This is a genomic window from Streptomyces sp. HM190 (genome assembly GCF_009857135.1).
Lineage (GTDB): Bacteria > Actinomycetota > Actinomycetes > Streptomycetales > Streptomycetaceae > Streptomyces > Streptomyces heilongjiangensis.
The window spans coordinates 7420712-7437662 of the sequence record NZ_CP047318.1 but is presented as its reverse complement, the minus strand read 5'-3'; the positions used below and the strand labels follow the sequence as shown (position 1 = coordinate 7437662).

Annotated in this window: 16 protein-coding genes and 2 pseudogenes; 7 read left to right on the top strand and 11 right to left on the bottom strand. The window is 73.6% G+C overall.

Annotation, left to right across the window (positions count from 1 at the left end):
• Positions 1-24 precede the first annotated feature (24 nt).
• Positions 25-807 carry a creatininase family protein gene (locus GSY65_RS31840; protein WP_159775042.1) on the top strand — a complete coding sequence of 261 codons (783 nt, stop codon included), beginning with the start codon at positions 25-27 and terminating at the stop codon, positions 805-807.
• Here the strand turns inward: GSY65_RS31840 and GSY65_RS31835 are convergent.
• From GSY65_RS31835 to GSY65_RS31815, 5 genes are all read right to left on the bottom strand, one after another.
• Positions 690-2000, bottom strand: a complete 1311-nt coding sequence (locus GSY65_RS31835) for a lysylphosphatidylglycerol synthase domain-containing protein (protein ID WP_443043311.1) — start codon at positions 1998-2000, stop codon at positions 690-692. The two genes, GSY65_RS31840 and GSY65_RS31835, sit on opposite strands and share 118 nt — an antisense overlap.
• A 242-nt stretch (positions 2001-2242) precedes the next feature.
• Entirely contained in the window at positions 2243-3232 is a 990-nt protein-coding gene (locus GSY65_RS31830; protein ID WP_236580145.1) for a class I SAM-dependent methyltransferase, read from the bottom strand.
• Positions 3229-4506 (bottom strand): glycosyltransferase family 4 protein, encoded by a 1278-nt coding sequence (locus tag GSY65_RS31825; protein WP_443043276.1) that lies wholly within the window; start codon positions 4504-4506, stop codon positions 3229-3231. The genes GSY65_RS31830 and GSY65_RS31825 overlap by 4 nt, the downstream gene beginning before the upstream one ends.
• Positions 4503-4901, bottom strand: a complete 399-nt coding sequence (locus GSY65_RS31820) for a 6-pyruvoyl trahydropterin synthase family protein (protein WP_159775038.1) — start codon at positions 4899-4901, stop codon at positions 4503-4505. The genes GSY65_RS31825 and GSY65_RS31820 overlap by 4 nt, the downstream gene beginning before the upstream one ends.
• 166 nt (positions 4902-5067) lie before the next feature.
• On the bottom strand, positions 5068-6048 hold the full coding sequence (locus tag GSY65_RS31815) for a zinc-dependent alcohol dehydrogenase (protein ID WP_159775036.1): 981 nt from the start codon (positions 6046-6048) through the stop codon (positions 5068-5070).
• A 108-nt stretch (positions 6049-6156) separates the two neighbouring features.
• On the opposite strand from GSY65_RS31815, the gene GSY65_RS31810 reads away from it, so the two are divergent.
• Positions 6157-6975 (top strand): CDP-alcohol phosphatidyltransferase family protein, encoded by an 819-nt coding sequence (locus GSY65_RS31810; RefSeq protein WP_159775034.1) that lies wholly within the window; start codon positions 6157-6159, stop codon positions 6973-6975.
• A 22-nt stretch (positions 6976-6997) separates the two neighbouring features.
• On the opposite strand, the pseudogene GSY65_RS31805 reads toward GSY65_RS31810, so the two are convergent.
• Positions 6998-7657 (bottom strand): annotated as a pseudogene (locus tag GSY65_RS31805) (NADP-dependent oxidoreductase); the annotation flags it as partial.
• Here GSY65_RS31805 and GSY65_RS31800 point away from each other — a divergent pair.
• Positions 7658-7802 (top strand): annotated as a pseudogene (locus GSY65_RS31800) (AraC family transcriptional regulator); the annotation flags it as partial. It lies immediately after the preceding pseudogene.
• Between the two features lie 18 nt (positions 7803-7820).
• Here GSY65_RS31800 and GSY65_RS31795 read toward each other — a convergent pair.
• Positions 7821-8849 carry a LacI family DNA-binding transcriptional regulator gene (locus GSY65_RS31795; RefSeq protein ID WP_159775032.1) on the bottom strand — a complete coding sequence of 343 codons (1029 nt, stop codon included), beginning with the start codon at positions 8847-8849 and terminating at the stop codon, positions 7821-7823.
• A gap of 136 nt (positions 8850-8985) precedes the next feature.
• Here GSY65_RS31795 and GSY65_RS31790 point away from each other — a divergent pair, with 136 nt between their 5' ends.
• The 3 genes from GSY65_RS31790 (at position 8986) to GSY65_RS31780 (ending at position 12112) form a co-directional block, all read left to right on the top strand.
• Positions 8986-10152, top strand: coding sequence for a phytanoyl-CoA dioxygenase family protein (locus GSY65_RS31790; protein ID WP_159775030.1), 1167 nt, complete (start codon positions 8986-8988; stop codon positions 10150-10152).
• 95 nt (positions 10153-10247) lie between these two features.
• The gene (locus tag GSY65_RS31785; RefSeq protein ID WP_159775028.1) at positions 10248-11009 is read left to right on the top strand and encodes an SDR family oxidoreductase; all 762 of its coding nucleotides are present in this window, start codon (positions 10248-10250) and stop codon (positions 11007-11009) included.
• 92 nt (positions 11010-11101) lie between these two features.
• Positions 11102-12112: a Gfo/Idh/MocA family protein gene (locus GSY65_RS31780; protein WP_159775026.1), complete on the top strand. Its 1011-nt coding sequence runs from the start codon at positions 11102-11104 to the stop codon at positions 12110-12112.
• Positions 12113-12231: 119 nt separating this feature from the next.
• Here the strand turns inward: GSY65_RS31780 and GSY65_RS31775 are convergent, their stop codons facing one another.
• Positions 12232-13245 (bottom strand): LacI family DNA-binding transcriptional regulator, encoded by a 1014-nt coding sequence (locus GSY65_RS31775; RefSeq protein ID WP_201452864.1) that lies wholly within the window; start codon positions 13243-13245, stop codon positions 12232-12234.
• A gap of 306 nt (positions 13246-13551) precedes the next feature.
• Between GSY65_RS31775 and GSY65_RS31770 the strand changes: the two genes are divergently transcribed.
• Positions 13552-14517 (top strand): glycoside hydrolase family 6 protein, encoded by a 966-nt coding sequence (locus GSY65_RS31770; RefSeq protein ID WP_159775022.1) that lies wholly within the window; start codon positions 13552-13554, stop codon positions 14515-14517.
• Positions 14518-14617: 100 nt separating this feature from the next.
• On the opposite strand, the gene GSY65_RS31765 is transcribed toward GSY65_RS31770, so the two are convergent.
• From GSY65_RS31765 to GSY65_RS31755, 3 genes are all read right to left on the bottom strand, one after another.
• Positions 14618-14893 (bottom strand): hypothetical protein, encoded by a 276-nt coding sequence (locus GSY65_RS31765; protein WP_159775020.1) that lies wholly within the window; start codon positions 14891-14893, stop codon positions 14618-14620.
• Entirely contained in the window at positions 14890-15708 is an 819-nt protein-coding gene (locus tag GSY65_RS31760; RefSeq protein WP_201452736.1) for a phytanoyl-CoA dioxygenase family protein, read from the bottom strand. Before GSY65_RS31760 ends, GSY65_RS31765 begins: the two co-directional genes overlap by 4 nt.
• 162 nt (positions 15709-15870) lie before the next feature.
• Complete coding sequence (locus tag GSY65_RS31755) at positions 15871-16878, bottom strand: NlpC/P60 family protein (RefSeq protein ID WP_236580144.1); 1008 nt, start codon at positions 16876-16878, stop codon at positions 15871-15873.
• Positions 16879-16951: the final 73 nt, after the last annotated feature.

Genomic DNA, 16951 nt, shown 5'->3' with positions numbered 1-16951 from the left:
GCAGAGACGAAAGGCCGGGAAAAGATGAGCGGTTCGGGAGCGGAGTCCGGTGCGCGGCAGGAGGGACGGGGACAGCAGCCGACGGTATACGGTCTGCTGCCCGCCGACACCACCGCGGACGTGCGCGAGCGCGGCGCGGGGGCCGGACGGCAGGTCGCGGTGCTTCCGGTCGGCAGCTTCGAGCAGCACGGCCCGTATCTGCCGCTGGCCACGGACACGCTGGTGGCGTGTGCCATAGCGCGGGAGATAGCCGCCGCCTACCCCGTGCACCTGCTGCCGCCGGTGACCATCGCCTGTTCGCACGAGCACGCCGGCTGGCCGGGCACAGTGAGCATCTCCGCGACGACCCTGCACGCGGTGGTCCGCGACATCGCCGACTCGCTGCGCCGGTCGGGCGTGGAGGCGCTGGTCGTGGTGAACGGCCACGGCGGGAATTACGTCCTGGGCAACGTCGTCCAGGAATCCACCGCGGCGGGACATCGAATGGCGCTTTTCCCGGCGATGGAGGACTGGGAGGCCGCCCGTGAACGGGCGGGTGTCGAGACCTCGTTGCTCAGTGATATGCATGCGGGAGAAATTGAGACCTCCATACTTCTGCATTGCCATCCGGAATGGGTGAAGCCCGGTCACGAGACCACGGATTTCCTTGCCGACGACCGCCGTCATCTCCTCTCCCTCGGTATGTCGGCCTACACCGATTCCGGTGTGATCGGCCGTCCTTCGCTGGCGTCCGCCGCGAAGGGGAAGGAACTGCTGGCGGGGTTCGTGGAGTCGTTCGGGGCGTACTTCTCCGTGGTCACGGACTGACGGCGGGCCCGCAGCGCGCCGTACCAGCGGCCGACGAGGACCAGGGCCCCCGGCAGCGCCGCCGCGAAGCTGAGCACGCCGTAGACGACGGCCACGGTCAGGCCCTGGGAGGCGCCCAGGCCCGCCGCGCCGAACGACCAGGCGGTGACGCCCTCGCGGGGGCCCCAGCCGCCGACGTTCAGCGGCAGGCTCATGGCGATCAGGGCGAGCAGCGCGAGCGGCACCAGGGCCGCCGGGCCCGCGGGGGAACCGGCGACGCGCGCGGCGAGCAGGAACATCGCCACGTACCCGGCCAGCACCACCACGGAGGAGACGAGCACCGCCGGGCCGCTGTCGCGGTTCAGCAGGGCGCCGCGCGCCTCGACGAGGGCGGCGCGGACCCGGCCGGCCCCGCCGCGGTCGGGACGCGGCTCGCGGCCCATCCGCAGCGCCGCCCAGATCGCGACCGCGCCCAGGGTGACGAGCGCCAGGACGCCGGCCGCGCGGCGGGTCTGCTCCAGCACCGGGGAGGGCATGGTCAGCAGGACCGCCACACCCACGGCGGCCAGCACCAGCTGACCCGCCGTCCGCTCGATGACCACCGCGCGCACACCGCGCCCCATGTCGCCGGAGCTCTGTCCGTGCCGGACGGCCCGGTCCACGTCGCCGAGGACACCGCCGGGGAGCGCCGCGTTGAGGAACAGCGCCCGGTAGTAGTCCGCGACGGCCGGGCCGAGCGGCATCCGCAGGCCCAGCGCCCTCGTCACCGCGCACCAGCGCCAGGCGCTGACCACGGTCGTCAGCACACCGATACCGACGGCCGCGACCAGTGTCCCGCCGTCGATCCGCCGCAGGCCGTCCACGAACACACCGGTGCCGAGCCGCCACACGACGACCACGAGGATGATCGTTCCGGCGATGCTGCCGACGTGGGCCCGCAGCGCGCGGAGCACCTTGCCCGCGGCACGGGGGCGGGGATCGGCCGTGGTGTCGTCCGCCGCGGGCGAGGCCGCTGCCGCGGCGGTGGCCGAGGCGTCGCCGTGCGGCGGACGCGGTGCCGGTCGGCCGGATGCCGCGTCCGCCGCCGCCGTCCGGTGCCCGGCGGACGGTTCGGCGGGCGGACGGCTCACAGCCGGGGGGCCGGGCAGCGGGGCCGAGGACGCCCGGGGTGCCCGGACCGGCCCCGCCGAGGGGCGGCGGGCGGCCGGGGCCACCACGGTCGGGGGCACCGCCGGGGCGGAGTGCGGGGCGGACCCGTGTGCGTCGCGGGCGCCGGCCGGTGCCGCGGCGGGCCGCGTCTCGGTCGTCGCCCACCGGCGCGGGAGCGTGACGGGCGCGGTCGCGCGCATGCGCGCCCGCGCGGACGGGGCGCTCGCCCGCACGCGGGCCCGGACCCCCTTCGGGCGTACGCGGACCCGTCGTTCGCCCGGCAGCGCACGCGTGTCCGCCGGCGCCGTCATGAGGTGCCGCCCGTCGGCCGGGGCAGGGCCAGCAGGTCGCTGTGGTGGAGGGTGACGCGCAACTCGCCCGCCGCGCAGGCCGCGAGTCGGTCGCGGAGGTAGGCGTCGGCGCGCTCGGTGAGTTCGGGGCGCTGTTCGCAGGCCGCGCCGACCCAGCCGCGCAGCCACTCCTCGGTGAGGGCGATGTGCCGCTCGTCGAGCTGCCAGGGACTCGGGTGGACCCGGACCGTGGCGCCCCGCTGGGCGAACGCCTCGCAGGCCACGGTGATCGCGTCGGGGCCGAGCAGGTCGCTCGCGCGCTGGTGGGCGTTGAACGCCTCGGCGATCTCCTGGTCCATCGGGTGGGCCGGTACGAGGTCGGCCCGGCCGACGACGGAGAGCGTCAGCAGCGCGGGGACGCCGGCGTCCGCGCAGGCCCCGGCGAGGGTGTCGATCTCCTCGCGGGTGAGGACGTCGAGCAGCGCGGACGCGGTGACGAGGGAGGCGCCGGCCAGGTCGGCCGCCGTGAGCCGGCCGATGTCGCCGCGCCGGGTGGTGACCGTGACGGGGCTGCCGTCGGCGCCCGCGCGGGGCGCCCGCTCGATGGCCAGCCGCAGCAGGGCGGGGTCCTGGTCGTGCAGGACCCACTGCTGGGCGCCGTCGAGGCGGGGCGCGAGCCAGCGGCCCATCGAGCCGGTGCCGCAGCCCAGGTCGTGGACGACCAGGCCGGTGGCGCGGCGGGGCAGGTTCGCCAGACGTATCCGCAGCGGGTCGAGCAGGTCCACCGCGCGCGCGGCGGCGTCGGCGCTCTCCCGCAGCTCCAGCCACTGCGGGGCGTACTGGTGCCCCTCGGCCGCCGGGGTGTCGCCGCCCCGCCCGGCCATGCTGAGCGCCGCGGCGGACGCCGCCCCGCCCGCGGGGAGCGGCGTGCCCGCGCCCGTGCCGCGGGAACCCGCCGCGCCCGTGGACGCGGTCGTCGTGGTGGCCGTCGAGGCTGAAGTGGTCATGCCGCCCTCCGGGGTTCGTGGCGCAGACGTCCGAGGACGTGGGCCAGGCTGCGGGCCGTGGTCGCCCAGCCGTCGAGCGCGGCGCGGCGTCCGCGCGCCGCGGCCTTCAGCCGGCGCCGCACGTCGGCCTCCCCGAACCAGCCGCGCAGCTCCGACGCGATGGCCGCCGGGTTCTCCGGCGGGACGAGGATGCCGGGCACGCCGCCGTCGGGGGCGCGGCCGACGGCCTCCGGGAGACCGCCGACGTCCGTGGCCAGCACGGGGATGCCGCGGGCGAGGGCCTCGGTGACGGCCATGCCGTACGTCTCGGCGTACGAGGTGAGGACCATCAGGTCGGCGGAGGCGTAGCTGGCGTCGAGTTCGGCGCCCGCCTGCGGTCCGGCGATGTGCAGCCGGTCCTGCAGGCCGAACGTGGCGATGAGGCCGCGGATGTGGTCGACGTACTCGGGGTCCTGGTCGATGCCGCCGACGAGGACACAGCTCCACGGCAGGTCGGTGACCGTCGCGAGGGCCTCGACCAGCCGGTGCTGCCCCTTGCGGGGGGTGACCGCGGCGACGCACAGCAGCCGGGAGACGCCGTCGGTGCCGGAGGCGAGGGGGGCGATGTCGGCGCCGGGGGCGGCGACATGGACCCGCTCGGGGGCGAGGCCGTGGTGGGAGACCAAGCGGCGGACCGCCCAGTCGCTGGTCGCGATCACCGCGGACACGCCCCGCAGCGTCGTGCGTTCCTTGGCGTCGAGGTCGGCGGCCAGGTCGGGCTCCAGGCCGGTCTCGTCGCCGAGCGGCAGATGCACCAGGACGGCCAGGCAGAGGCGTTCGGCCTCGGGGAGGATGATCTCGGGGACCCCGCAGGCGACGAGTCCGTCCAGCAGGACGACCGTGCCGTCCGGGAACTCCCTCAGTGTGCGGGCGAGTTCGGCGCGGGCCTCCGCACCGGGGCGGGGCCAGCCGCCGGGCAGCGCGTGCCGGTGCACCTGCCAGCCGAAGCCGGGCAGGTCCAGGCAGATCCGGCGGTCGTAGGCGTTGCCGCCGCTGGGGCGGGCCAGGTCGTCGACGCCGCCCGGCATCACGAAGTGCACGGAGCGCAGCGACATGGGCACGATCGCGGCGTTCTTCAGGGCCGCGTTCTGCACGGGCACGTAGCCGAGCCTCACGTGCTCTCCCCCGCCTGCCTGGGCGGAACCGCCTGCCTGGGCGGCACCGTTCGCGTGGGCGGCACCGTCCGTCTGGGCGGCGTTGCCGAGGTCCGCCCGGTCGATGGTCGTGTCGGTCACAGGGCACGCTCGTAACTCGCCCAGGCGATGTGGGATTCGTGCAGGGTGACCGTGATGCCCGCGATGCCCTTGGCGTTCTCGCCCAGGGCACCCTTGTGGATCCGGGCGGCGAGCCGGTCCGCGATCACCTTGGCGAGGAACTCCGTCGAGGTGTTGGTGTTCGCGAAGTCGGGCTCGTTGTCGAGGTTGCGGTAGTTCAACTCGCTCACCACGGCACCCAGCTCCTGCGTGGCCAGCCCGATGTCTACGACGATGTTGTCGTCGTCCAGCTCGGCGCGCCGGAAGGTGGCGTCCACGAGGAAGGTGGCGCCGTGCAGGCGCTGCGCGGGTCCGAAGACGTCCCCGCGGAAGCTGTGGGCGATCATGATGTGATCGCGGACGGTGATGCTGAACAACGGACGACCCTCCAGTGCGGTACGTCTGCCCCCGGGCCGGGGCATGCCGTGTAGTACGGCTGCTCCCTACCCGTTGTTCAGCCGAGTTTTGCGTTTTCTTGGAGGTCAGCGTTCCGTCGGGGCAGTTCAGGGACGGGTGGGGCGGGTGCGCCGACCGGTCGGCGGGTCACTCGGCGGCGTACCGTACCCGATGGCAGAGCCCCGGCAGCTCCCCGCTCGCGAGCCTCGGCAGCACGTCCGGGAGTTCGTCGAAGGCACACTCCCCCGTGACGAGCGCGTCGAAGCGCGCGTCGGCGAGGAGTTCGAGGGCGAGCGCCAGCCGGTCGGCGTAGGTGCGGCCGGGGCGTGCGGCCGGCGAGACGGTGCCGACCTGGCTGCTGCGGATCGTGAGCCGGCGCGAGTGGAACGCCTCGCCGAGCGGCAGGGCGATCCGCCGGTCGCCGTACCAGCTCAGTTCGACGACGGTGCCCTCGGCGGCGAGCAGGCCGAGCGAGGTGACGAGGCCCTGCTCGCTGGCGCTGGCGTGCACGACGAGGTCGCACTCCCCGAGCGCGTCGCCGGGCAGCGCGAAGTCCACGCCGAGAGCGCGGGCGGTGTCGGCGCGCGCGGGGTCGGCGTCGACGAGCTGGACCCGTACGCCGGGGTGGCGGGCGAGGAGGGCGGCGACCGAGCAGCCGACCATGCCGCCGCCGACGACGGCGATCCGGTCGCCGATGAGGGGCCGGGCGTCCCACAGGGCGTTGACGGCGGTCTCGACGGTCCCGGCGAGGACGGCGCGGGCCGCGGGGACGGACTGCGGCACGACGGTGACGGCGCTCGCCGGGACGACGTAGCGGCTCTGGTGCGGATACAGGCAGAACACGTTCCGGCCGACCAGTGCGTCCGGCCCTTCCTCGACCCGGCCGACGCTGAGGTAGCCGTACTTCACCGGTGCCGGGAACTCTCCCTCCTGGAAGGGCGCGCGCATGGTCGCGTGCTGGTTCTCGGGAACGCGACCGCCGAACACGAGGGTCTCCGTGCCACGGCTGACACCGGTGTACAGCGTGCGGACGAGCACCTCGCCGTCGGCCGGCGCGGCGAGGTGCTCGTCACGGATCTCGCCCTGTCCCGGGGAGCTGAGCCAGAAGGCGCGGGCTGTGTGTTTCATGGGGGTCTCCGTGAACGGTCGGGCGGTCCGCCACGTACGCAGCGGTGGACGTCGCGGAACGGTACGCGGCGGTGATCGACTCTTCCACACACGTTCGGAAGGTTTGCGGTGGCCCTGAACAACACTTACGACGGCCGGCTGGTGCTCTCTGAGACGGCGGTGGGCGCGGGCGCCCAGGTGCTGCTCCTCGCCTTCCTGGGCACGGCGATCGGACTGGGTCCTGCGGGCTGGCTGACCGGGCTGGCGTTCGCGTTCGCCACCTGGGCGGTCCTCAACCGCGCGCTGCTGCGCACCCGGCCCCGCTCCTTCGGCCCCGCGAACCGGGTCACGCTCGGCCGGGCGGTCCTGGTGGGCGCGGTCACCGCGCTGGTCGCCGACTCCTTCCAGAGTTCGCCGCCCGTCTCGCTGTTCGTGGGTCTGACCGCCGTGGCCCTGATACTCGACGGCGTCGACGGCAAGGTGGCCCGCCGCACGGGCACGTCGACCGCGCTGGGTGCCCGCTTCGACATGGAGGTCGACGCGTTCCTGATCCTGGTGCTGAGCGTGTACGTGTCGATGTCGCTCGGCCCGTGGGTGCTGCTGATCGGTCTGATGCGGTACGGCTTCGTCGCCGCAGCCAAGGCCATGCCGTGGCTGAACGGCTCCCTCCCGCACAGCATGGCCCGCAAGACGGTCGCCGCGATCCAGGGGGTGTTCCTGCTGGTCGCCGCCTCCGGGCTGCTGCCGTACGCGGCGAACCTCGTGGTCGTCGCGGTGGCGCTGGGTTCGCTGGTCTGGTCGTTCGGGCGGGACGTGGCCTGGCTGTACCGCAACCGCGAGGGCCGGGGGACGGCGACGGCCACGGTGACCGTGCCGGAGCGGGTGACCGTGGCCGTGACCGTGGGGGCCGGCGCGGAGCGCCGCGACGCCGAGCTGGTGTCGAGCTGACGCCGGGTGCGCCCGGCGGGGCTCAGCGCACCGTGAGGACGATCCTCCCGGTGGTCCGGCCGGTCTCCCCGAGGACGTGTGCCCTGCCCGCCTCGGCGAGCGGGAACGCGGCGTCGACGTGGAGGCGCAGTTTCCCCTCCGCGACGAGGTCGGCGACGGCCCGCATGCCCGCCCGGTCCGCCTCGACCAGCAGCACAGCGAGCCGCACCCCCGGCTCGGCGGCGTTGCCCGCGTCGTCCTCGAAGCCCGTCGGCACGATCGTGACGAGGGTGCCGCCCGGACGCAGGACGTCCAGGGAGCGGGTGCTGACGTCCCCGCCGAGGGTGTCCGGGACCACGTCGACGTCGTTCGCCCGCGCGGCGAAGTCCGCGGTCCGGTAGTCGACCGGCTCGCCGGCGCCCAGTTCACGCGGCAGGTCGTGCTTGCCGCCGCCGGCCGTACCGATGACGTACGGGCCCCCGGCCCCGGCGCTCTGCACGACGAGATGGCCCACTCCCCCGACGGCCGCGTGGATCAGCACCCGACTGACCGGGCCGTACGCCGGCGGTGCCCACGTGGGCCTGGTACGCGGTGAGCGCGGCCCACGGCAGCGCGCCGGCCCCGACGTGGTCGATGTTCGCCGGCTCGCGGGCGAAGACGCGGTGGCCGGTCCCGTGACGTACGCGGCGCAGGCGCCCGCCCCCCGCGAGATTCCACGGACCTGCCGGTCCGACGAGATCGCCGGCCATGTCGGCTTCGCCGCCGGAGCGTCCCTGCCCCGGCACCCGCACGCGGCGATCGGGGTGCCGCCGCCGGCCTACCGGCGCACGTTCCGCACCGGCGTCTGAACGCCCCGCCGCCGTCGGCTATCCACCTCCGGGCGGCATGTTGTACGGGGTGACCACCTGGATCGCCGACGGCAGGGACGGGCCCTCGTCCGGGAGGGCCTGGTGGGCGCGCATGATGGTCTGGCAGGCGCGGCGCAGGTCCTGGCGGAGGTCGTGGTGGAGCACCGCGGACAGCCGGCCGGCCCGCAGCAACCGGGTGTTGTCGTGGTCCAGGTCGTGCGCGACGAAGACGTGCGGCTCCCGGCCCGCGGCGGCGAAGGCGTCGAGCGTCGCGGTGTTGCCGCCGCCGATCGAGTAGACCGCGGCCAGGTCCGGCTCCCGCTCCAGCGCGCCCCGGACCAGGTCCCGCTGGGTGGCGTCGAGGCCGTCGCTGTCGGTGACCTCCACGAGCCGCCGGGCCGGTTCGGCGGCCCGCATCGCCGCCCGGAACCCCATCTCGCGCTCCTCCTCGTTGCGGTAGAAGCCCCGGCTGATCGTCACCAGGACGGCGCCGGGCCGGTCGCCGAGCCACTGCCGGACCAGATACGCGGCGGTCGCCCCGGCGGCCCGGTTGTCGATGCCGACGTACGCGCTGCGCGGGCTGCTCGGCAGGTCCGTCGCGAGCGTGACGACGGGGACGCCGGCCGCGACCAGCCGCTCGATGGCGGCGGTGACCTCCGGCACGTCGGGGGCCTTGAGGATCACGCCCTGCGAGCCGCGCCGCCCGATCCGGTCGAGCATCCGCACCATCTCGGCGGCCGGCCCGGTCTCCCGGAAGTGGAAGCGGGAGCGGACGACCGCCGGGTGCAGGGAGGGCAGTTCGGCCTCCAGGGCCTCCCGCACGGCCGTGGAGAACCGGTCCGGCGACTGCATCACGATGTCGACCATGAACGTACGGCCGCCGATGCGCACCTGGGTCCGCTGCCGGTCCAGGTCCTTGATCGCCTGCTCGACCTCGCGGGCGGTACTCTCCCGCACCCCGCCGCGGCCGTTGAGGACCCGGTCGACCGTGGCCAGGCTCAGCCCGGCCTGACGGGCGATCTCACGGATCGTGTAGGGGTGTCCCATGGCTGCTGTTCCCGGCTGTGAATGAGGGGTTTTTGAGGGGCTACTGAGGGTTGAATGAGGGTGGTGCGGGCCCAAGACTGACAGAGTCGGCGGCGCGACGGAAGACCGGCCGACCAGACCAGGGAAAGGATCCGGCATGGCCCTCACCGCTGCGGGCTCGGCGATCTGGCTGTCCGACGAGGACTGCGACCTCGACGCGTTCCGTGCCCTGGTCGAGCGCACCACCGATCCCCGCGACCACCCGTACGCGGAGGGGGTCGAGCGGAACGTCCCCGTCTACGACAGCGAGCGGCTCCGCGCGGCGCCGGACCGCCGCGCCGTGCAGGCGGAGCTGGTGCGGACGATGCTCGACGGCCCCGGTGTCGTCGTCCTCAGGCGGGCCTTCCCGGACCCGCGGGTCGTGGACGCGGCCACCGCCGCCTTCACCGCGCTGATCGAGCGGGAGCGGGCCTCGGGCGCGGCCCGCGGCGACCACTTCGCCAGGCCCGGCGCCAACGACCGGGTGTGGAACGCGCTGGAGAAGACGGCCCTGCGCGCCCCGGAGGCGTTCGCCGACTACTACGCCAACGACATGCTGGCCCTGGTCTCGGAGGCGTGGCTCGGCCCCGGCTACCAGGTGACGTCGCAGATCAACGTGGTCAACCCGGGTGGCGCGGCGCAGAGCCCGCACCGCGACTACCACCTCGGCTTCCTCGGCCGGCGGCAGGCGGCCGGATACCCGGCGCACGTGCACCGCCTCTCCCCCGTGCTGACCCTCCAGGGCGCGGTGGCCCACTGCGACATGCCCGTGGAGTCCGGCCCGACCCTGTACCTGCCGTACTCGCAGACGTACGAGCACGGCTACCTGGCCTGGCGGCTGCCCGCGTTCGCCGGGTACTTCGACGCCCACCACGTGCAGCTCCCGCTGGAGAAGGGCGACGCGGTCTTCTTCAACCCTGCCCTGTTCCATGCCGCCGGGCACAACCGCTCGACGGACATCCGGCGGATGGCGAACCTGCTCCAGGTGTCCTCCGCCTTCGGCCGGGCGATGGAGACGGTGGACCGCGAGGCCGTGGCGAACGCCGTGTTCCCGGTCCTGCTGGCCCGCAGGGCCGAGGGCGCCCCCGAGGACTGGCTGCGCCGCGTGGTCGCGGCGACCGTCGAGGGCTACGCCTTCCCCACGAACCTGGACCGGGACCCGCCGGTCGACGGACTCGCCCCGCCGTCCCAGGCGGACACGCTGTGGCGTGCGGTGTCGGAGGAGTGGAGCCCGGAGCGGCTGCGCGCGGAACTGCGGGCCGGCGCGGAACGCCACCGCACCTGAACCACGGGCGCCGCTCCCGGAACCGCCGGCGGCGGCCGACTGCGGCTCCGTGACCGGCCGAGGCGCCGGAACAGAACGAAAGGAAACACCCCCGGATGGCACTCCTGGAGGACAGGGTCGTCCTGGTCAACGGCGGCAGCCAGGGCGTCGGCGCGGGCATCGTCCGCGCGGCCCTGCGCGAGGGCGCGACCGTCGCGTTCACCGGCCGCCGCGCCGAGGTCGGCGAGAGGCTGGCGGCGGAGACGGGCGCCGCGTTCGTCCGCGCGGACCTCACGGACCCGGAGCAGGTGCGCGGCAGCGTGGACCAGGTCGTCGCGGCCCACGGCCGGGTCGACAGCCTGGTGAACGCGGCCGGGCTCACCTCGCGCGGCTCGCTGCTCGACACCACGCCGGAGCTGTTCGACGCGCACATCGCGATCAACCTGCGCGCCCCGTTCTTCGCCATGCAGGCGGTGGTGGCGCATCTGGTGGCCCGCGGGGCGCCCGGCACGATCGTCAACATCGGCTCGAACTGCGCGCACGGCGGCCCGCCGTTCCTCGCGCCGTACTCCGCCGCGAAGGCCGGCCTGGCGGGACTCACACGCAACGCCGCCCACGCCCACCGCTGGGACCGGATCCGGATCAACGACCTCAACATCGGCTGGACGGAGACCGAGGGCGAGGACGCGGTCCAGCGGGAGTTCCACGGCGCGGGGGCCGACTGGCGGGAGCGGGCGGCCGAGCGGCTGCCGATGGGGAAGCTCGGCCAGGTCGACGAGATCGCCGACTTCGTGGTCTTCCTGCTCTCCGACCGCAGCGGTGTGGTCACCGGTTCACTGATCGACTGGGACCAGAACGTCGTGGGCACGACCGACTGACCCTCTGACCTGCACGTACCCTTCTCCTCGTTTCTTTCTCCCTTCTTTCTTTCTCCTTCATCTCCCCGTACCTCTGAAAGGGACACTCGATCATGCGCATTGGCATCCTGGGGCTGGGCCGTATCGGCGCCTTCCACGCAGGGACACTGTCCGGGCTGGACGTCGTGGAGGAGCTGGTGGTCTCCGACCCGGTGGCCGCGGCGGCGACCGCCGCGGCGGAGAAGTTCGGCGCCACCGTCGCGGACTCCCCCGAGGCGGTGTTCGCCTCCGGGATCGACGGAGTCGTGATCACGGCCGCGACGGACGCGCACCCCGGTCTGATCCTGGCCGCCGTCGAGGCGGGCATCCCGGTGTTCTGCGAGAAGCCGGTGGCGAAGACGGTGCAGGAGAGCCTCACCGTGCTGCGCGCCGTCCGGGACAGCGGTGTCGAGGTCCAGATCGGCTACAACCGCCGCTTCGACGCGGGCTGTATGACCGCGCGTGAGGCGGTGCTCAGCGGTGAGCTGGGCGCGCTGCACACCGTGCGGTCGACGACGCTGGACCCGGCCCCGCCGCCGGCGGCGTACGTGGCGGTGTCGGGCGGCATCTTCCGGGACTGCGCGGTGCACGACTTCGACATCGTGCGCTGGGTGACGGGCCGCGAGGTCGTCGAGGTGTACGCGACGGGCGGCAACAAGGGCGCGGAGTACATCAAGGAGGCCGGTGACGTCGACACGGCGTCCTCGCTGCTCACCTTCGACGACGGCACGATCGGCGTCATCTCCAACACCCGTCACAACGCCCGTGGGTACGACGTGCGCCTTGAGGTGCACGGCATGAAGGACAGCATCGCGGCGGGCCTCGACGGCCAGCTCCCCCTGCGCTCCGCGGAGCCGGGCGTGACGTTCCCGGCCGGTCCGCCGCACAACTTCTTCATGGACCGCTTCGCCCCCGCGTACCGCGCCGAACTGGCCGCGTTCACCGAGGTCGTCGCGGGCACCCGCCCCTCCCCCTGCACGGTCGCGGACGCGATCGAGGCCGGCTGGATCGCGGAGGCGTGCACCCTGTCGGTGGCCGAACGCCGCCCGGTCCGGCTGGAGGAGGTCCGCAGGAACGCGGGCTGAGTAGCCGGGAGGCCGCGTGGGGGTCGCGCTGCCCGACCGGACGGCGCCGGGCGCTCTCGCCCGCCCTCTCGTCACCGCGCCCCCTGGCCCGAGCCCTCGTCCCGGCCGGCCCCGTCAGGTCACGCGCTGGCGCGGCGGACCAGGTGGGTGGGGAGGATCAGCGGGGTGGGCGTCTCGCCGTGGACGAGGGCGACGAGCATGCGGGCCGTCTCGCGCCCCAGGGCCGCGATCGGCTGGTGGACGGTCGTGAGCGGTGGATCGGCCATGCGGGCCGCGGCCAGGTCGTCGAAGCCGACCACGGCGACATCGGCGGGGACGCGTCGCCCGGCCTCCCGCAGGGTACGCAGTGCCCCCGCCGCCATGTTGTCGTTGGCGGCGAACACCGCGTCGAGGTCGGGGTGCTGGAGCAGCAGCGCGGCCATGACGTCGGCCCCGCTGGGCTCGGTGAAGTCGCCCTCGTTCGGCGGGAACGGTTCGAGGCCAGCGGCCAGCATCGCGTCCCGGTAGCCGCGGTACCGCGCGCGGCCCACCTCGGTGTCCAGCCGCCCGCAGATCACGGCCACCCGGGTCCGGCCGCGGGAGAGCAGGTACTCCGTCGCCTCGCGCGCTCCGCCGGTGTTGTCGACGTCCACGTACCAGCGGGGCGCCGTGCCGACGGGGCGGCCCCCGAACACCACGGGCATCTCCGCCTCGTCGGCCGTCCGTGCCAGCGGGTCGTTCTCGCGCAGCGCCATCAGCATGACCCCGTCGGCGCCCTTGCCGCGGAGGAGTTCCTCCACGCGTCTGCGGCCCCGGTCGGTCGCGGCCAGACACAGCATCAGATGCAGGTCGGCCTCCTCCAGCGCGGCGGACGCCCCCACGATCACCTGCGCGAAGAACGGGTCCGCGAAGATCGACGGATCCTCGCCGGAGACGACCAGCGCGGCCGCGCCCGTCTGGCGGGTGGCCAGCGCGCGGGCGGTCGGATTGGGCACGTAGCCCAGTTCCCGGACGGCCCGCTCGACGGCCTCGCGCTTCACCCGGCTGACGTGCGGCGCGTTGTTGAGGACGCGGGAGGCCACCGAGCGGGAGACACCCGCGAGTTCGGCCACGGCCTCCAGTGTGGGCTGCCGACGGGGCGGATCGTCCGCCATCACCATGTGCCTCTCCCCCCTGGCCGAAAACTGGGAGCGCTTCCGGTCACAGCGACCGTAGAGCCTCGAACTCGCCCTGTACAGAGGGGGTTTCACACCTCGACTCTTGACAGTTCTACCAGTCAGCCACACGATACCGACCACACCCCAAAGGTTCTCAGCACCGTACGCACCACTGGAAGCGCTTCCAATGGGAGCGCTCCCACCCCCTTTCCGGGCACGTCGAACCACCGCACTTCCTCAGCGCGTCGCACGCTCGGGACGAGAGCGCGCGCCGCATCCCTGCCAGGAATCCGAGGTGAAGTCATGCGCCGCAGGCTCCGCGTCCTGATGGCAGCGCTCTGCGCTCTGCCGCTCGCGCTCACCGCCGCCCCCTCCGCCCATGCCGCCGACCCGACCAGCATGACCAGCGGGTTCTATGTGGACCCCGACAACAGCGCGAAGCGGTGGGTCGCGGCCAACCCCGGCGACGGCCGGGCGTCGGCGATCAACAACTCCATCGCCAACACCCCGATGGCCCGCTGGTTCGGCTCGTGGAGCGGCTCGATCGGCTCCGCCACGAGCTCGTTCACGGGCGCCGCGGACAGCCGGGACAAGCTGCCCATCCTCGTCGCGTACAACGTCTACAACCGCGACTACTGCGGCGGGCACTCCGCGGGCGGCGCCTCCTCGCCGTCCGCATACGCGAGCTGGATCTCCCAGTTCGCCGGCGGCATCGGCAACCGTCCGGCGCTGGTGATCCTGGAGCCGGACTCCCTCGGGGACTACGGCTGCATGAACCAGTCGCAGATCGCCGAGCGTCAGAGCATGCTCAGTGGCGCCGTCTCCCAGTTCAGCCGCCAGGCCCCCAACACCTGGGTCTACATGGACGCCGGCAACCCCGCCTGGACGGACGCCGCGACCATGGCCAAGCGGCTGCACGAGGCGGGCCTGCGGCAGGCCCACGGCTTCTCGCTGAACATCTCCAACTACCTGACCACCGGCGAGAACACGGCCTACGGCAACGCCGTCAACAGCCAGCTCAGCTCCCGCTACGGCTACACCAAGCCGTTCGTCGTCGACACGAGCCGCAACGGCAACGGCTCCAACGGCCAGTGGTGCAACCCGTCGGGCCGCCGGATCGGCCCGGCCACCCAGATGGGCGGCGGCGCCGAGATGCTGCTGTGGATCAAGGTGCCGGGTGAGTCGGACGGCAACTGCGGTGTCGGTTCCGGTTCCTCGGCCGGCCAGTTCCTGCCCGAGGTCGCCTACAAGATGATCTACGGCTACTGATGAGCGCGGCCGGCGTCCGCGGGCACGGCTCGCGGTCGCCGGTCCTTGACTCCCGTGGCCCGGCGCGTACGCCCCACGCCCGGGTCACGGGGCTCGCCGTTCAGCGGGGTGCGGTCTCCTCCAGCTTCTCGAAGAAGAACTCGTGCTTGAGGAAGGAGACGTCGTACTCGTGGCCGGGCTGGGGCGGCAGCAGTTGCGACGCCTGGAACAGGCGCCATCCGTCGAGCAGCGCGTCGAGCCCGGTGTCGTAGGGCGGTTCGTCGCTGTCACCGGCCGTGGGGCGGGTCCGGCCGGTCCCGTCGTAGCGGGACCAGCCGACGACCGGGGAGTCGAGCGCCGAGGTCGACAGGTAGAGGACGAGGACCTGTTGTCTCATGCGTGGCTCCTCAGGGCGGGCCGGTTGCTGACGCGGGTGACCCAGTACTCGACGTCGAACGACGGGTCGCCGGTCAGGGCCCGCCACAGCAGGGCCCTGTTGTGGATCTCCAGTCGGCCGGTGGCCTGCTCGTACCAGGGGAAGGACGTGTTCAGCTCCGCCGTGACGGCCGGGTCGTACAGGTCGGCGGTGTCCCACAGGCGCACCTGCGGCACGGTCGGGTTGAGGCGCAGCTTGTACATCGAGCGGCGGCGGTCGGTGTCGTTGCGGCGGCCACCGTGCCAGATGCCGTGGTGCAGGAGGACGACCGTGCCCGCGGGGCAGGTCAGCCGGGTCTGGCCGCGCAGGTTCTGGACGCGGCCGATGTCCGTCTCGTTGATCCTGCGCAGATGGCTGCCGGGCACGCTGAGCGTGCCGCCCATGTCGGCGGTCACCTCGTGCGGGTAGTACATGAGCTGGATGTCGAAGGCGTCCGGCCGTACGTCGATGATCGCGTCCGCGTGGAGGTCTTGCGCGTGGCCCTCGTGGGGTTCGCGGACGTGCACGGCGTGGTGGTCGACGGTCGGTCCGGGCCCGACGAGGCTCTCCACGGCGCCGGCGACGACGGGCAGGTCGAGCAGGTCGCGGACGAAGGTGCCGGCGGGGAACGCCTCGCTCAGCGGGGTGCCGTAGGGCACGCCGGGCAGGCCCGCGGCGAGCGCGGCGAGGGCCCGTTCGTTGGTCTCCTGCGGCACCACCGCGTCCAGGCGCAGGAACCCCTGCGCGACGAAGCGGGCCACCTGGACCGAGGTCAGGAGGTGCTTGCTGGTTGGCATACGGCGAACGTACGGGCCGCGCCCGGCCCTGTAGTGGGCTGAAATCGTCCTCTGGTGGTCGTTTTCGGTGACCGGCGTGAGGGCGTGCTCGCGCCGGTGGCCGCCCCCCGACGGTCACCGGCGCGATGTGTCACCGGCGCGACGCGTCGTCCGCGCGGTCGGTCACTGGCCCGGCGGCGGGAACGGCACGTCCTTGCAGTCGGGTACGTCCGCGAGCCACGCCGGGCCCTTGATGTAGATGTTGGTGACCCACGCCTTGTAGTCCGGCAGGTAGGACCAGGCGTCGTTCTCGTAGCCCTCCGCGTTGACCTTCTCCGCGTGCTTCTGGCAGTAGACCCGGATGGTGGTCGAGTACGGGAAGGCGTAGACGCGCTCGGCCGCGAGGCGGGGCTCGGCCTTGGTCCACACGCCCGTGCCCCACGTCTGGTGGATGTGCCCGGTGACCTGGCCGGTATTGACCCGGACGGCGCCGAAGTAGTCACCACCGAGGCGGACGTCACTGACCATCAGCCTGGTGCCCGACTGCTTGGCCTCGACCATCCTGCCCGCGCCGAGGTAGATGGCGATGTGGTGCAGGTCGCTCTTGGTGCCGTACGCCAGCAGGTCGCCCGGCAGCAGCGGGGCGAGGCCCTGGGCGGCGGTGAAGCGGGCGGCGGCGCGGTGCGTGTAGTACTGCTGGCTGGCAACGCCGTTGAGGATGTCGGAGCCGGCGGCCTGGGCGTACGCGTACCGGACGAGACCGGAGCAGTCGAAGCCGCGCCGCTCGGGGTCGTGTTCGCTGGCCGGGTCGGTGGGGTCGACCTGCCCGTAGGTGGCGCCGGGCTGGGGGCCGTGGCCGCCGCCCCAGGTGTACCAGGTGCCCGCGGCGACCTCGGCGCAGGCGGCGGCGATCGCCCGCTCCGCGGCGGCCGAGGCGCCCGGCGCGAGGACGCCGCAGCCGGCGGCGGGAGCGGCCGGTGCCGCCTGCGCCGCGGCGGCCGTGGACAGCGGCGCGCAGAGCAGCAGGGCCATGAGTGCGATCAGTGTGCGGATGAGACTGGTCCGGCTCACCATGCCGGAACCCCCGTTTCCTGTCGGTCCGATGAACTGTCCGATGAACTGGTGGTGGTCGGCAGCAGCCTGCTCGACCACCGCCCCGCGCGTCGAGGGCCGGGTGTCGCCCCATCCCACCGGGCAACGGGAAACACCCGGGAAACCCCTCCTGAGCAGGGCGGTTGCCGAGCGGCGTGGAACGGGGCGGAGA